The organism is Streptomyces rhizoryzae, assembly GCF_023155275.1.
Lineage (GTDB): Bacteria > Actinomycetota > Actinomycetes > Streptomycetales > Streptomycetaceae > Streptomyces > Streptomyces rhizoryzae.
In genome coordinates, this window is the sequence record NZ_JALMUV010000014.1 from 1 (window position 1) to 13,542 (window position 13,542).

The following is a 13,542-nucleotide window of genomic DNA, read 5'->3' on the forward strand; positions in this document are numbered from 1 at the left end:
TGGCGGAGGTCACGTCGAAGGGGGCAGGTGGGGGGACGTGTGCGGCCCCGGTCCCTGGGGAGGGGCCGGGGCCGGAGGGGGCGACGGGCCGGGGCAGTCCCGGTGGGCCGGGGCAGTCCCGGTGGGTGGGGTCAGTCCCGGGGCGTGAGGGTGAGGAGGGTGGCCTCCGGGGGGCAGGCGAAGCGGACGGGGGTGTAGCGGTTGGTGCCGCAGCCGGCCGAGACGTGGAGGTAGGAGGTGCGGCCGCCGGCGGTGTGGGTGGACAGCCCCTTGGCCCGCTGGGTGTCGATGTCGCAGTTGGTGACCAGGGCGCCGTAGAAGGGGATGCACAGCTGGCCGCCGTGGGTGTGGCCGGCGAGGATCAGCGGGTAGCCGTCGGCGGCGAAGGCGTCCAGGGAACGCAGGTACGGGGCGTGCACGACGGCCAGCGAGAGGTCGGCGCCGGCCTCCGGGCCGCCGGCGACCTCGGCGTAGCGGTCGCGCTTGATGTGCGGGTCGTCCAGGCCGGTCAGGGCGATCTCCGCACCGTCCAGCTTGAGGTGGCCGCGGCTGTTGGAGAGGTTGACCCAGCCCGCCGTGTCGAAGGCGTCGCGGAGGTCTTCCCAGGGGTTGTGGACGGCGCCGACGACGGGGGCGTTGCCGTTCAGGCCGTGCCGGCCCTGGACCTTTTCCAGGAGGTAGCGGGCGGGGTTCCGCAGCCGCGGGCCGTAGTAGTCGTTCGAGCCGAAGACGTAGGCGCCGGGGAACTCCATCAGGGGGCCGAGGGCGTCCAGGGTCTCGGGGACGCCGTCGGGGTCGGAGAGGTTGTCGCCGGTGTTGACGACGAAGTCGGGGCGGAGCCCGGCGAGCGACTGGAGCCAGCGCTGTTTCTTGCGCTGCCCGCCGACCATGTGGATGTCGGAGACCTGGAGGACGCGCAACGGCCGCATGCCACGGGGCAGTACGGGCACGGTGACGCGCCGCAGGCGGAAGGAGCGGACTTCGAAGCCGGCGGCGTAGGCCAGACCGGCCGCGCCGACCGCGGTCAAGGACAGGGGGACTCCGTATCGCGCGCGCATGGGTCCATGGTCGCAGAGTGGGGGAGGCCGGACGCGCCCGGCCGGTCCGGGGGCGCGCGGCGGGCGGCGGGGGAAATGGCGCGGCGGTGGCCGGTGGGTGGGGGCATACTCGACGGCATGACCACGCTCAAGTCCAAGCTCCACGACGACCTCACCACCGCGATCAAGGCGCGCGACGAGCTGCGCTCCGCCACCCTCCGGCTGACGCTGACCGCGATCAACAAGGAGGAGGTGGCGGGCAAGACGGCGCGCGAGCTGTCCGACGACGAGGTGCAGAAGGTCATCGCGCGGGAGGCGAAGAAGCGCCGGGAGGCCGCGGAGGCGTTCGACAAGGGCGGCCGGGCCGAGCAGGCGGAGCGCGAGCGGGCCGAGGGCGAGGTGCTCGCCGGGTATCTGCCCCAGCCGCTGACCGACGAGGAGCTGGAGTCGCTGGTCGCCGAGGCCGTGGCGGAGGCCGTCGGGTCCGGTGCCGAGGGGCCGAAGGCGATGGGCGCCGTGATGAAGATCGTCAACCCGAAGGTGGCGGGCCGGGCCGACGGCGGCCGGGTCGCCGCGATGGTGAAGAAGCTGCTGGCCGGCTGAGCCCGCGCCGCACGGACGCACGGACGCACGGACGCACGGACGTGCCGAAGGGGCGCCCTCCTGGGGGAGGGCGCCCCTTCACCGCTGTCCGGGCCCGCCCGGGGGCCGGCCCGCCACGGCGTCACCAGCCGCCGTTGCCGCCGCCCAGGAAGTCCGGGAAACCGGGGATGTGCCAGCCGCCGCCGGGCTTCTTGCCGGGCTTGGCCGGCTTGTTGGGCTGCCGGTCGGGCTTCGGCGTGCCCTGGTCGCCGTCGCCGCCGGCGCCCTTGGGGTCGTCGATCGGGACGGTCGGCAGCGCGGGGGCCGGGCGGCCGGACAGCGCGCCGGACATCAGGTCGCGCCAGATCGGGCCGGGGGTGTCGGCGCCGTAGACCTTGTCGTGCGGGACGCCGCCGATGGTGATGTCGTACATCTGGCGCTGGTGGCGGGGGTCGCCGACCCAGACGGCGCCGGCCGCGTTCGGGGTGTAGCCGACGAACCAGGCGGCGTAGCGGCTGTCCGTGGTGCCCGTCTTGCCCGCGCTGTCGCGGCCCTTGAGGCCGGCCTGCTTGCCGGTGCCGTCCTCGACGACGCCCTTGAGGAGGGCGTTGACGGTGTCCGCGGACTTCTTCGACATCGCCTCGCGGCAGCTGGTCTTCGGTACGTTCAGCGCCCTGCCCTGCGCGTCGGTGATCGACGCGATGGCGACGGGGGAGCAGTAGGTGCCCTCGTTCGCGAAGGTGGCGTAGGCGGTGGCCATCGTCAGCGGGGACATCTCCTGGACGCCGAGCGCCATCGACGGCACCTGCACCAGCGGTTTGCCGTCCGCCCGCTGGAGGCCCATCTTCCGGGCCATGGTGACCGCGGGGCAGATGCCCATGTCGCTGATCAGCTGCACGTAGTAGGTGTTGACCGACTTCGCGGTCGCCTCCTTCATGGCGTACGGGCCGACCTCCTTGGGGTCCTCGTTCTGGAGCGTGCCGCCGCCGCTCCACTCCCCGGTGCAGGTCTGCACCGGCTTGGGGTAGGCCATCCTGAACGGCGAGGAGTACTCCTGGTACGGGCTGATGCCCTGTTCCAGGGCGGCGGCCGCGACGATCGGCTTGAAGGTCGAGCCGGGCTGGTAGCCGGCGCCGCCGCCCATCCTGCGGTCCACCGAGAGGTTGATCTGGGTCTGGTTGGTCCCGAAGCCGTACGGGCGGGACTGGCCCATGCCGAGGATCTTGCCGGTGCCGGGCTGGACGACGGCGGCGGCGCCGGCCACCGGGTCGTCCTCGTAGACGTGCTTGCTCAGCGACGCCTGGATCGCCTTCTGGGTCTGCGGGTCCAGGGTGGTGCGGATGGTCAGGCCGCCCTGCATCCAGCGCTTGGAGCGGATCTCGCGGGTGGCGCCGAACGCCTTGTCGTTGAGCAGCACCTCGCGGACGTAGTCGCAGAAGAAGCCGGCGCCGTCGGTGGCGGTGATGCAGCCGTTCCGCGGGCGGCTGATCTTCAGCTTGATCGGGCGGGCGGCGGCCGCGTCGGCCTGGGCGCGGGTGATGTCCTTGAGGTCGGCCATCCGCCGCAGGACGGTGTTGCGCCGGGCCGTCGCCGCCTCGGGGTGGTTGACCGGGTCGTAGCGGGTCGGGGACTGGACGATGCCGGCGAGCAGCGCCGACTCCTCCAGGCTGAGGTCCTTGGCGTGCTTGCTGAAGTAGCGCTCGGCGGCGGCCTCGACGCCGTAGGCCTGCTCGCCGAAGAAGGTGATGTTGAGGTAGTTCTGGAGGATCTTGCGCTTGCCGAGCTTCTCCTCCAGCTTGATCGCGTACTTCAGCTCCTTGACCTTGCGGCCGAGGGTCTGCTGGGTGGCCTGCGCGACCTTGTCGGGGTCGTCGCCGGCCTCCTCGATGAAGACGTTCTTCACGTACTGCTGGGTCAGCGTGGACGCGCCCTGGGCGACGCCGCCGGACTGGGCGTTCTTGTTGAGGGCGCGCGCGATGCCCTTCAGGTCGATGGCGCCGTGCTGGTAGTAGCGGGCGTCCTCGATGGCCACGATCGCCTGCTGGACGTACGGCGACATGTCCTTGAGGCCGACGACCGTGCGGTCGCGGGAGTAGACGGACGCGATCTGGCCGCCGTCGGCGTCGAGGATGGTGGTGCGCTGGCTGAGCGGCGGGGTCCTCAAGTTCGCCGGGATGTCGTCGAAGCCCTCGACGGAGGTCTTGGCCGCGAGGCCGAGCGCCCCGGCGGCCGGGAGCGCGATCCCGGCGAGCACCGCTCCGGCAAGGACGCTGACACCGAGGAACCTGGCGGCCTGCTGGGTCCTGGAACGACCCCCGCCCTCGCGCTTCTTAGCCATGGGGGCAGCCTACGTTCTCATTCGCCGGACAGGGGCGCACCTGTTCGTTTAGCCTGTTCCCGTCTGCCGCAGCGGAACGGTTACACCTCGGTTCGTCAACCCCTGCCCCCCTCTCGAACCCTGTCCCGGATGCCCGCTGTGTGCCGGAAATCCCTTGCCATCACAGCGAAGTGTCCCGCTTGGGAGGGAAGTGACGTATGTCGCACGGTCACTCCGTTGGGTGATCTGCCGCGTACGCATAGTCCGTTCGGGCCATTCAAGATTGGGCCCGAAGGGGGTGTTGCGCCCTGCCCGCCTTCCGTAACGTCCTCAACTGGCAACGGTGAATATGCCGTTTGCCGCCGTGGGGGAGCCTCGATTCGGGAGAGGACGGCGCCAGCATGGGCTGGGTAACCGACTGGAGTGCACAGGCAGCCTGCCGCACTACCGATCCGGATGAACTGTTCGTGCAAGGGGCGGCGCAGAACCGCGCCAAGGCGGTGTGCACCGGGTGTCCGGTGCGCACGGAGTGCCTGGCCGACGCCCTGGACAACCGGGTGGAATTCGGTGTGTGGGGCGGGATGACGGAACGCGAGCGGAGAGCGCTGCTGCGCCGCCGCCCGACCGTGACGTCATGGCGCCGGCTGCTGGAGACCGCACGCACGGAATACGAGCGCAGCACGGGCCTGCTGCCGGTGGACTGTGCGGACGACAGCTACGACGACGCGTACGCGGCCGTGGGGTAGGCCCGCCGGCCGGGCCGGACCCGCCGGCCGTCCGGTGACCGCGCCGCGGGCCGTCGCCGCGGTCAGCCGTCGGCCTCGCCGGGGCGCAGGGCCAGGCGGTCGCCGATCGCGCGCAGGCCCGCGAGGTCGTGGACGTCCCCGGGCAGCGCGGCGACCTCGGCCACCGGCACTTCCGGGTGGAGTGCGGTGAAGCGGTCGCGGGTGCGCCGTTCGCGTGCGAGGACCTGCATCCGTTCCGCGTGCAGCCGCAGCAGTCCGGCGGCGAGGTGCGCCGCCGAGGTCGAAGGGGATGCCGTGTGCTCCGCCGCGGCGGCGGGGGAGGGGCCACCGGGGGTACGTGATCCAGTCTTCCCGGCGGCGAGATCCACAATGCCGTCCGGCCCAAGATTTTCCGCGGGCGGTGAACCGGCTCCGTACGGCGGGGAGTTGGGGTCGCCGTCCGGTGACGCGTCCACCGCTCCGCCGTCGGCAGCGCCGCCGGTCGCGGGGCCGGGCTCCTCCGCGGGGCGGTCGGCGCAGGACTCGGTGAGCGCCTCCGCGGCGGCCAGCGCCCGCTCGGCGCTGAGCTGGTCGGCGCCGCTGCCGTGGACGCGGTTGAGCACCAGGCCGGCCAGCGGCATCTGCTCGGCGGCCAGCCGCTCGACGAAGTACGCCGCCTCGCGCAGCGCGTCCCGCTCCGGCGCGGCGACCACCAGGAACGCCGTACCGGGCGCCTGGAGCAGGCGGTAGGTGGCGTCCGCGCGGGTGCGGAAGCCGCCGAACATGGTGTCCATCGCGGCCACGAACGTCTGCACGTCGCGGAGGAGTTGGCCGCCCATGAGCTTGCTGAGGGTGCCGGTCATCATCGACATGCCGACATTGAGGAACTTCATGCCGGCCCGGCCGCCGACCTTCGCGGGTGCCATCAGGACCCGGATGAACTTCCCGTCCAGGAACGACCCCAGCCGCTTGGGCGCGTCCAGGAAGTCCAGCGCGGAGCGGCTCGGCGGGGTGTCCACGACGATCAGGTCCCACGCGTCGCCGGCGCGGAGCTGGCCGAGCTTCTCCATCGCCATGTACTCCTGCGTACCGGCGAAACCGGCCGACAGGGACTGGTAGAACGGGTTCTCCAGGATGGCGCGGGCCCGCTCGGCGTCCGCGTGGCCCTCGACGATCTCGTCGAAGGTGCGCTTCATGTCCAGCATCATCGCGTGCAGTTCGCCGCCGGCGGCCTCGTCGACGCCCTTGACCTGGCGCGGGACGTTGTCCAGCTCGGAGATGCCCATCGACTGCGCCAGACGGCGGGCCGGGTCGATGGTGAGCACCACGACCTTCCGGCCGCGCTCGGCGGCGCGGACCCCGAGGGCCGCGGCGGTGGTGGTCTTGCCGACGCCGCCCGCGCCGCAGCAGACCACGATGCGGGTGCCCGGATCGTCGATCAGGGCGTCGACCTCCAGCCACGGGGCCGAGGCGGTCAGCGTCATCACGTCCGAGGTCATATCGGCCCCTGTCTCCGCAGGTCTCTGGCCAGGCCGTAGAGCCCGGCGAGGTCCACTCCCTCGGGGAGCAGCCCCAGCTCGTAGGTGGGCAGGCCGAGGGCGGTCAGCTCGGCGTACTGGGCGCGCTCCAGCTCGACCCGCTCGGCGTGCTCGCGGGCCTGCTCCAGCAGCGGGTCGATCAGGCGCTCGGCGAGGCCGCCGCGGCGGGCGCCGCCCAGGCCGGCCTGGGACAGCGCCTTGGCGATACCGGCCCGGGCGCCGCGGGCGGCGACCTCCAGATCGCCGTTGTCCAGCAGGGCGGGGCGGGTCATGTTGATGACCACGCCGCCGACCGGGATGCCGGCGGCCCGCAGTTCGGCGATGCCGTCGGCGGTCTCCTGGACCGGCATCTCCTCCAGCAGTGTGACCAGGTGCACGGCCGTCTCGGGGGACTTCAGCACCCGCATCACGGCCTGGGCCTGATTGTGGATCGGGCCGATCTTGGCGAGGCCGGCGACCTCGTCGTTGACGTTCAGGAAGCGGGTGATGCGGCCGGTGGGCGGGGCGTCCATCACCACCGCGTCGTAGACGAACGCGCCGCTTTTGTCCTTGCGCCGGACCGCCTCGCACGCCTTGCCGGTCAGCAGGACGTCCCGCAGGCCGGGGGCGATGGTGGTGGCGAAGTCGATCGCGCCGAGCTTCTTCAGGGCCCGGCCGGCGCCGCCGAGTTTGTAGAACATCTGGAGGTAGTCCAGGAGGGCGCGCTCGGCGTCGATGGCCAGGGCGTGCACCTCGCCGCCGCCGGGGGCCACCGCGATCTTGCGCTCCTCGTAGGGAAGCGCTTCGGTTTCGAACAGCTGGGCGATGCCCTGCCGGCCCTCGACCTCGACCAGGAGGGTGCGGCGCCCCTCGGTGGCCAGGGCGAGGGCGAGGGCAGCGGCGACCGTGGTCTTGCCGGTGCCGCCCTTGCCGCTGACGACATGGAGCCTGCTCACGCCAAGGAGCCTAACCAGTCCGCGTCCGGCGTACGCACGGGATACGCCTGCAAGGACCCGGAGATCCGCCCGGGCGGTGTCGGGGACGGTGTCAGGGGTGCCCCCCAGGGGTCGCGGCGCGGGGGGCGTGCGGGCAGGCATTACGCTCGGCCCATGACCAAGTGGGAATACGCGACCGTGCCGCTGCTCGTGCACGCGACGAAGCAGATTCTGGACACCTGGGGCGAGGACGGCTGGGAGCTGGTCCAGGTCGTGCCGGGCCCGAACAACCCCGAGCAGTTGGTGGCCTACCTGAAGCGGGAGAAGGCGTGAGCGCCGTAGAGGACCGCATCGCGGAGCTGGGCCTGAAGCTCCCGGCGGTCGTGCCGCCGCTGGCCTCGTACCAGCCCGCGGTGCGCTCGGGCTCGTACGTCTACACCTCCGGCCAGCTGCCCATGGTGGACGGCGCGCTGCCGGCCACCGGCAAGGTCGGCGCCGAGGTCAGTCCCGAGCGGGCCAAGGAGCTGGCCGCGGTCTGCGCGCTGAACGCGCTGGCCGCGGTGAAGTCCGTCACCGGCGACCTCGACAGGATCGTCCGGGTGGTGAAGGTCGTCGGGTTCGTGGCCTCCGCCCCGGACTTCACCGGCCAGCCGGGCGTCGTCAACGGTGCCAGCGAGCTGCTCGGGGAGATCCTGGGCGACAAGGGCGTGCACGCCCGCTCGGCGGTCGGGGTGGCCGTGCTGCCGGTCGACGCACCGGTCGAGGTCGAGATCCAGGTCGAGATCGCGGACTGACGGCCGCGCCCGCGTCCGGAACGGGCCCTCCGCCCGGAGGGCCCCTCGAACATCCGCGCGCGAGCGCATAGCATCCGGCCATGGCGTCGACGACCAATGGCCAGTGGTACCCGCCGGAATGGCCGGCCCGCATCCGGGCCCTGACGAACGGCGAACTGACGCCGCCCGCGCCGCGGCGGGCCGCGACGGTCCTGCTGCTGCGGGACACCGGCACCGGCGGCCCCGCCGTCCACATGCTGCGCAGACGCGCCTCCATGGCCTTCGCCGGAGGCGCGTACGCCTATCCGGGCGGCTCGGTGGACCCCCGCGACGAACGCCCCGTGGGGTGGGCCGGTCCCTCGCGCGCCCAGTGGGCGGTGCGGCTGGGCGTCGACCCGGCCACCGCGCAGGCCATCGTCTGCGCCGCGGTCCGCGAGACCTTCGAGGAGTCCGGGGTGCTGCTCGCCGGCGACTCCGCGCGCACGGTCGTCGCGGACACCACCGGCCCGGACTGGGCGGCGGACCGTGCGGCGCTGGTCGCCCACGAGCTGTCCTTCGCCGACTTCCTGGCCCGCCGCGGCCTGGTGCTCCGCTCCGACCTGCTGGCCGCCTGGGCCCGCTGGATCACCCCGGAGTTCGAACCGCGCCGCTACGACACGTTCTTCTTCGTCGCCGCGCTCCCCGAGGGGCAGCGCACCCTCGACGTCTCCACGGAGGCGGACCGCACGGTGTGGATCCGCCCGGTACAGGCCGCGGCCGGCTACGACCGCGGGGACCTGCTGATGATGCCGCCGACGATCTCCACCCTGCGCGCCCTGGAGCCGTACGGCACCGTCGCCGACGCGCTCGCCGCGGCACCGGCGCAGGACCTCACGCCCGTCCTGGCCCGCGCCCGCCTCGTGGACGGCGAGATCGTGCTGAGCTGGCCGGGCCACGACGAGTTCACCAAGCACATCGCGACGGCGGACGACGGCCCCGCCGGTCCCTCGGGAGGGAACCCCGCATGACCGAGGCAGCCGCCCTCCCCGGCCGGCCCCGCGACGGGGCCCTCACCGGCCAGGCCACCCCGCGCGCCCACTGCGTGCTGGCCCCGAACCCGTCCCCGATGACGCTGGACGGCACCAACACCTGGATCGTCGCCGAGCCGGACTCCGGGCTGGCCGTGGTCATCGACCCCGGCCCGCTGGACGAGGGCCACCTGCGGGCCGTCCTGGACACCGCCGAGCGCGCCGGCCAGCGGGTCGCGCTGACCCTGCTCACCCACGGGCACCCGGACCACGCCGACGGCGCCGCCCGGTTCGCCGAGCTGACCGGCAGCCCCGTACGGGCGCTGGACCCGGCGCTGCGCCTGGGGGACGAGGGGCTCGCCGCGGGCGATGTCATCACCACCGGCGGGCTGGAGCTGCGGGTGGTGCCCACCCCGGGGCACACCGCGGACTCGCTGTGCTTCCACCTGCCCGCCGACCGGGCCGTCCTGACGGGCGACACGGTCCTGGGGCGCGGCACCACCGTCGTCGCGCACCCGGACGGGCGGCTGGGCGACTACCTCGACTCGCTGCGCCGGCTGCGCTCGCTCACCGTGGACGACGGCGTCGCGACGGTCCTCCCGGGCCACGGGCCGGTGCTGAACGACGCCCAGGGGGCGGTGGAGTTCTACCTCGCGCACCGGGCCAACCGGCTGGCCCAGGTGGAGACCGCGGTGGAGGCCGGCCACCGCACCGCCGCCGAGGTGGTGGCGAGCGTCTACGCGGACGTGGACCGGGCCCTGTGGCCGGCCGCCGAACTCTCGGTGCGGGCGCAGCTGGAGTACCTGGGCGAGCACGGGCTGATCTAGGGGGCGGGCCGCCGGGCCGGCCTGCGGGGCGTCAGGGGTCCTCGGGGCGGGGCGCCTTGGCCCCGTGGACGGCCAGGTACTCCCCGGCCAGCCAGGGCGCGAGCCCGTCCAGCAGCTCGTCGAGGAGAGCGGGGTACCCGGCCGGGTCCCGGGCGGCGCGCGCCGCGGCGCGCATCGGATCGGCGTGCGCCGGGTAGTAGCGCGCGAACACCTCGGCGGACGCGGCCAGATCGCTGGTCCAGCCGCCCCAGCGCGGCATGACGAGGGTGAATCCGGTGCGGACGAGAGTGCGGGACACCCCCCGGGTCAGCCGCACCCGCTCGGCCCCGGTGGCCTCGGCGGCCCTGCGGCGCAGCGCGGGCAGCCGGCGGTGCAGGTCGCCGTTGGTCTCGCGGGCCAGGAGCGAGGTCGGGCGGTAACGGGGCAGCGCCGCGGTCACGTCCGGCCCGCTGAGGGGCGTGCACAGGCAGGCCACGAACCACGCCCCGTCGTACCGCTCCGCCTCGCTCAGCAGCCGGTCCGCGGTCATCAGCAGGATCCCGGCGCCGTCGATCTGCGGGAAGGCGGCGTCCAGCGCCGCCTCGGCGGCCCGGGCGGCGGCGCGGTCGGCCGCGGTGGGCCCGTCCCGCAGGACCAGCAGCGCGTCGAGGTCGGACACCCCGGGGACGGCGGTGCCGCGCGGGATGCTGCCGTAGAGGTACGTGCTGCGCACCCGGCCGGGCGGGAAGCGGGCCTCCAGGGCGGCGGTCAGCCCCGCCACCACGGGGGCGAACGCCGCGGGCACCCGCTCCAGGGAGCCCTCGCGCACGAAGCAGCCGTCCTGGTCGAGGCCCGTGCCCGGGGGCACCTCATCGGTGGTCACGGCGCCACTATGGCCGGACGGGCCCGCGGCCCGCGAGGCAATTAGCCGCCCGCCGCCGCGCCCCCGCCGGCCCGCCGCGCAGACGACGAGGGCCCGCCGTGGCGGGCCCTCGTGGTCGTGGCGGTGCGCGGCGTCAGCGCGAGCGCTTGGCCAGCCGCTCGACGTCCAGCAGGATCACGGCGCGCGCCTCCAGGCGCAGCCAGCCGCGGCCCGCGAAGTCCGCGAGGGCCTTGTTGACGGTCTCCCGGGAGGCGCCGACGAGCTGGGCCAGCTCCTCCTGCGTGAGGTCGTGCACCACGTGGATGCCTTCCTCGGACTGCACGCCGAAGCGGCGGGACAGGTCCAGCAGGGCGCGGGCCACGCGGCCGGGCACGTCCGAGAAGACCAGGTCGGACATCTGGTCGTTGGTCTTGCGCAGCCGGCGGGCGACCGCGCGCAGCAGGGCGGTGGCCACCTCGGGGCGGGCGTTCAGCCAGGGCTGGAGGTCGCCGTGGCCCAGACCGAGCAGCTTGACCTCGGTGAGCGCGGTGGCGGTGGCCGTGCGCGGTCCGGGGTCGAAGAGGGACAGTTCGCCGATGAGCTCGCCGGGACCGAGGACGGCCAGCATGTTCTCGCGGCCGTCGGGGGAGGTGCGGTGGAGCTTCACCTTGCCTTCGGTGACCACGTAGAGGCGGTCGCCCGGGTCCCCTTCGTGGAACAGGGCGTCGCCGCGGGCGAGCGTGACCTCTCCCATCGAGGCGCGCAGCTCGGCCGCCTGCTCGTCGTCGAGCGCCGCGAAGAGCGGGGCGCGCCGCAGAACGTCGTCCACGAGATCTCTCCTTGTCGACATGCTCCGGAGGACTGTGGTCCCCATCATGCCGGAATGCAAAACAGTGCGATCAATCACAAGTTTGCCGGACCCATGGCCCGAGCCATAAGGCAGGGGGCCGATTGGGGTCACGGATCCCGGTGATCGGGTCGGATGTCAGTGGGTGGCCTTAGTCTGGCCGAGTGTCCAATACGCCGGTGAGAGCAGAGGACTGGGGGCCGACAGAGTGAGCGCCGGGCGCGATTCCGCTGTGGGCGAACAGCTGCCCACAGGCGCCTCGAATACCGACAAAAGTAACAAATCGCCCTCCGGGGTGGCGAGCCGGCGGAGGCCGACGGCGTCCGCGTCCGGCGCGTCGCGCTCCGGGGCGGAGGAGGCGGCCGTGCAGGAGACCCCGGCGGAGCCGGCGGCGGACGGGCCCGCGGCCGAGCAGGCCCAGGCCGGCAAGACCACCGCGGCGAAGAAGCCCCCGGCCCGGAAGGCCCCGGCCAAGAAGGCCGCCGCGGGCACGAAGACCCCGGCCGGGAAGACCCCGGCGAAGAAGACCGCCGCGGCGAAGAAGGCGGCCCCGGCCAAGAAGGCGGCCCCGGCCCGCAAGCCGGAGTCCCGGGTGGCCATGGTGCGCCGGGCCCGCCGGATCAACCGCGAGCTGGCCGAGCTGTATCCGTACGCCCACCCCGAGCTGGACTTCACCAACCCCTTCGAGCTGCTGGTCGCCACGGTCCTGTCCGCCCAGACCACCGACCTGCGGGTCAACCAGACCACCCCCCGGCTCTTCGCTGCCTGCCCCACCCCGGAGGACATGGCGGCGATCCCGCCGGAGCAGCTGGAGGAGCTGATCCGCCCCACCGGCTTCTTCCGCGCCAAGGCCAAGTCGCTGATCGGGCTGTCCACCGCGCTGCGCGACCGGTTCGGCGGCGAGGTCCCGGGCCGCCTGGAGGACCTCGTCACGCTCCCCGGCGTCGGCCGCAAGACCGCCAACGTCGTGCTGGGCAACGCCTTCGGCGTCCCGGGCATCACCGTCGACACCCACTTCGGCCGGCTGGCGCGCCGGTTCGGCTGGACGACCGCGCAGGACGCGGAGAAGGTCGAGGCCGATGTCGCCGAGATCTTCCCCAAGAGCGAGTGGACGATGCTCTCGCACCGCGTGGTCTTCCACGGCCGCCGCGTCTGCCACTCCCGCCGGCCCGCCTGCGGCGCCTGCCCGATCGCCCCGCTGTGCCCCTCGTACGGCGAGGGCGAGACCGACCCGGAGAAGGCCCGGAAGCTGCTCAAGTACGAGCTGGGCGGCCAGCCCGGCCAGCGGCTGAAGCCGCCGGCCGACTACCCGGGCCGGCCCGCGCCCCCGCTGGCGGCCCCGTAGGGCGGCAGCGGGGACGACTCCAGGGGGACCGACCATCGACGCGATGCCTGAGGGGGCGCGGATGACGAGAGCACGGGAGCAGTACGGCGCGGCGGAGGACACCGGACCGGCGGCGGCCGGCCGGGAGGTGGCGGTCACGGCCGAGGGTCTGCCCGCGTGGCTGGCCCCGGTGGCCCGCGCGGCGGACACCATGGAGCCGCGCCAGCTCAGCCGCTTCCTGCCGCCGGAGGACGGCGGCCGGCAGTCCGCGGTGCTGATCCTCTTCGGGCACGGTGCGCGCGGCCCGGAGCTGCTCCTGATGGAGCGCGCCGGCACGCTGCGCTCGCACGCCGGGCAGCCCTCCTTCCCCGGTGGCTCGCTCGACCCCCAGGACGGCGATCCGGAAGGGCACGGTCCGGTCCGTGCGGCGCTGCGCGAGGCCCAGGAGGAGACCGGGCTCGACCCGTCGGGCGTCCAGGTCTTCGGCGTGCTCCCGCGGCTCTACATCCCCGTCAGCGGTTTCGTCGTCACCCCCGTGCTCGGCTGGTGGCGGGTGCCCAGCCCGGTGACGGCGGTGGACCGGGCCGAGACCGCCCGGGTCTTCACGGTTCCCGTGGCGGATCTCACGGATCCCGCCCACCGGGTCACCACGCGTCACCCCAGCGGCCACACCGGCCCCGCCTTCCTGGTGGAAGACGCGCTGGTCTGGGGTTTCACCGCCGGCGTGATCGACCGGATCCTGCACTACGCGGGCTGGGAGATCCCCTGGGACCGCGACAAGCAGGTCCCGCTCGACTGGCGCTCGTGAGA

Annotated in this window: 14 protein-coding genes; 8 read left to right on the forward strand and 6 right to left on the reverse strand. The window is 73.7% G+C overall.

Features of this window, described 5'->3' with window-relative positions:
• Window positions 1–131: 131 nt before the first annotated feature.
• Window positions 132–1,058 carry a metallophosphoesterase gene (locus tag MUU72_RS13675; RefSeq protein ID WP_248013490.1) on the reverse strand — a complete coding sequence of 309 codons (927 nt, stop codon included), beginning with the start codon at window positions 1,056–1,058 and terminating at the stop codon, window positions 132–134.
• A 117-nt stretch (window positions 1,059–1,175) separates the two neighbouring features.
• Between MUU72_RS13675 and MUU72_RS13680 the strand changes: the two genes are divergently transcribed.
• Window positions 1,176–1,640 carry a GatB/YqeY domain-containing protein gene (locus MUU72_RS13680; RefSeq protein ID WP_248013491.1) on the forward strand — a complete coding sequence of 155 codons (465 nt, stop codon included), beginning with the start codon at window positions 1,176–1,178 and terminating at the stop codon, window positions 1,638–1,640.
• A gap of 121 nt (window positions 1,641–1,761) precedes the next feature.
• Here the strand turns inward: MUU72_RS13680 and MUU72_RS13685 are convergent, their stop codons facing one another.
• On the reverse strand, window positions 1,762–3,957 hold the full coding sequence (locus tag MUU72_RS13685; protein ID WP_248013492.1) for a transglycosylase domain-containing protein: 2,196 nt from the start codon (window positions 3,955–3,957) through the stop codon (window positions 1,762–1,764).
• 380 nt (window positions 3,958–4,337) lie between these two features.
• Between MUU72_RS13685 and MUU72_RS13690 the strand changes: the two genes are divergently transcribed.
• The gene (locus MUU72_RS13690) at window positions 4,338–4,682 is read left to right on the forward strand and encodes a WhiB family transcriptional regulator (RefSeq protein ID WP_248013493.1); all 345 of its coding nucleotides are present in this window, start codon (window positions 4,338–4,340) and stop codon (window positions 4,680–4,682) included.
• 62 nt (window positions 4,683–4,744) lie between these two features.
• On the opposite strand, the gene bagB is transcribed toward MUU72_RS13690, so the two are convergent.
• Window positions 4,745–6,160, reverse strand: a complete 1,416-nt coding sequence (gene bagB / locus MUU72_RS13695; protein WP_248013494.1) for an ATPase BagB — start codon at window positions 6,158–6,160, stop codon at window positions 4,745–4,747.
• Window positions 6,157–7,134 (reverse strand): ATPase BagA, encoded by a 978-nt coding sequence (gene bagA, locus MUU72_RS13700; protein WP_248013495.1) that lies wholly within the window; start codon window positions 7,132–7,134, stop codon window positions 6,157–6,159. The genes bagB and bagA overlap by 4 nt, the downstream gene beginning before the upstream one ends.
• Before the next feature lie 153 nt (window positions 7,135–7,287).
• On the opposite strand from bagA, the gene sp36 reads away from it, so the two are divergent.
• From sp36 to MUU72_RS13720, 4 genes are all read left to right on the forward strand, one after another.
• Window positions 7,288–7,446 (forward strand): Sp36 family protein, encoded by a 159-nt coding sequence (sp36, locus tag MUU72_RS13705; protein WP_003967454.1) that lies wholly within the window; start codon window positions 7,288–7,290, stop codon window positions 7,444–7,446.
• The gene (locus tag MUU72_RS13710; RefSeq protein ID WP_248013496.1) at window positions 7,443–7,907 is read left to right on the forward strand and encodes a RidA family protein; all 465 of its coding nucleotides are present in this window, start codon (window positions 7,443–7,445) and stop codon (window positions 7,905–7,907) included. The genes sp36 and MUU72_RS13710 overlap by 4 nt, the downstream gene beginning before the upstream one ends.
• Before the next feature lie 80 nt (window positions 7,908–7,987).
• Window positions 7,988–8,893 carry an NUDIX hydrolase gene (locus MUU72_RS13715; protein WP_248013497.1) on the forward strand — a complete coding sequence of 302 codons (906 nt, stop codon included), beginning with the start codon at window positions 7,988–7,990 and terminating at the stop codon, window positions 8,891–8,893.
• Entirely contained in the window at window positions 8,890–9,720 is an 831-nt protein-coding gene (locus MUU72_RS13720) for an MBL fold metallo-hydrolase (protein ID WP_248013498.1), read from the forward strand. The genes MUU72_RS13715 and MUU72_RS13720 overlap by 4 nt, the downstream gene beginning before the upstream one ends.
• 31 nt (window positions 9,721–9,751) lie before the next feature.
• Here the strand turns inward: MUU72_RS13720 and MUU72_RS13725 are convergent, their stop codons facing one another.
• Window positions 9,752–10,582 (reverse strand): nucleotidyltransferase family protein, encoded by an 831-nt coding sequence (locus tag MUU72_RS13725; RefSeq protein WP_248013499.1) that lies wholly within the window; start codon window positions 10,580–10,582, stop codon window positions 9,752–9,754.
• 133 nt (window positions 10,583–10,715) lie between these two features.
• Window positions 10,716–11,390, reverse strand: coding sequence for a Crp/Fnr family transcriptional regulator (locus MUU72_RS13730; protein ID WP_003981529.1), 675 nt, complete (start codon window positions 11,388–11,390; stop codon window positions 10,716–10,718).
• A 382-nt stretch (window positions 11,391–11,772) separates the two neighbouring features.
• Between MUU72_RS13730 and nth the strand changes: the two genes are divergently transcribed.
• Window positions 11,773–12,753, forward strand: a complete 981-nt coding sequence (gene nth, locus MUU72_RS13735) for an endonuclease III (protein ID WP_248013500.1) — start codon at window positions 11,773–11,775, stop codon at window positions 12,751–12,753.
• 61 nt (window positions 12,754–12,814) lie between these two features.
• Window positions 12,815–13,540, forward strand: coding sequence for an NUDIX hydrolase (locus MUU72_RS13740; RefSeq protein WP_248013501.1), 726 nt, complete (start codon window positions 12,815–12,817; stop codon window positions 13,538–13,540).
• The last annotated feature ends 2 nt before the right edge of the window (window positions 13,541–13,542 follow it).

What these genes read in the sequence shown, in the direction of transcription:
- MUU72_RS13680 (WP_248013491.1), top strand. Translation starts at nt 1,176, where the DNA reads ATGACCACGCTCAAGTCCAAGCTCCACGACGACCTCACCACCGCGATC.
- MUU72_RS13715 (WP_248013497.1), top strand. Translation starts at nt 7,988, where the DNA reads ATGGCGTCGACGACCAATGGCCAGTGGTACCCGCCGGAATGGCCGGCC.
- sp36 (WP_003967454.1), top strand. Translation starts at nt 7,288, where the DNA reads ATGACCAAGTGGGAATACGCGACCGTGCCGCTGCTCGTGCACGCGACG.
- MUU72_RS13685 (WP_248013492.1), bottom strand. Translation starts at nt 3,957, where the DNA reads ATGGCTAAGAAGCGCGAGGGCGGGGGTCGTTCCAGGACCCAGCAGGCC.
- bagB (WP_248013494.1), bottom strand. Translation starts at nt 6,160, where the DNA reads ATGACCTCGGACGTGATGACGCTGACCGCCTCGGCCCCGTGGCTGGAG.
- MUU72_RS13740 (WP_248013501.1), top strand. Translation starts at nt 12,815, where the DNA reads ATGACGAGAGCACGGGAGCAGTACGGCGCGGCGGAGGACACCGGACCG.
- MUU72_RS13720 (WP_248013498.1), top strand. Translation starts at nt 8,890, where the DNA reads ATGACCGAGGCAGCCGCCCTCCCCGGCCGGCCCCGCGACGGGGCCCTC.
- MUU72_RS13690 (WP_248013493.1), top strand. Translation starts at nt 4,338, where the DNA reads ATGGGCTGGGTAACCGACTGGAGTGCACAGGCAGCCTGCCGCACTACC.
- MUU72_RS13675 (WP_248013490.1), bottom strand. Translation starts at nt 1,058, where the DNA reads ATGCGCGCGCGATACGGAGTCCCCCTGTCCTTGACCGCGGTCGGCGCG.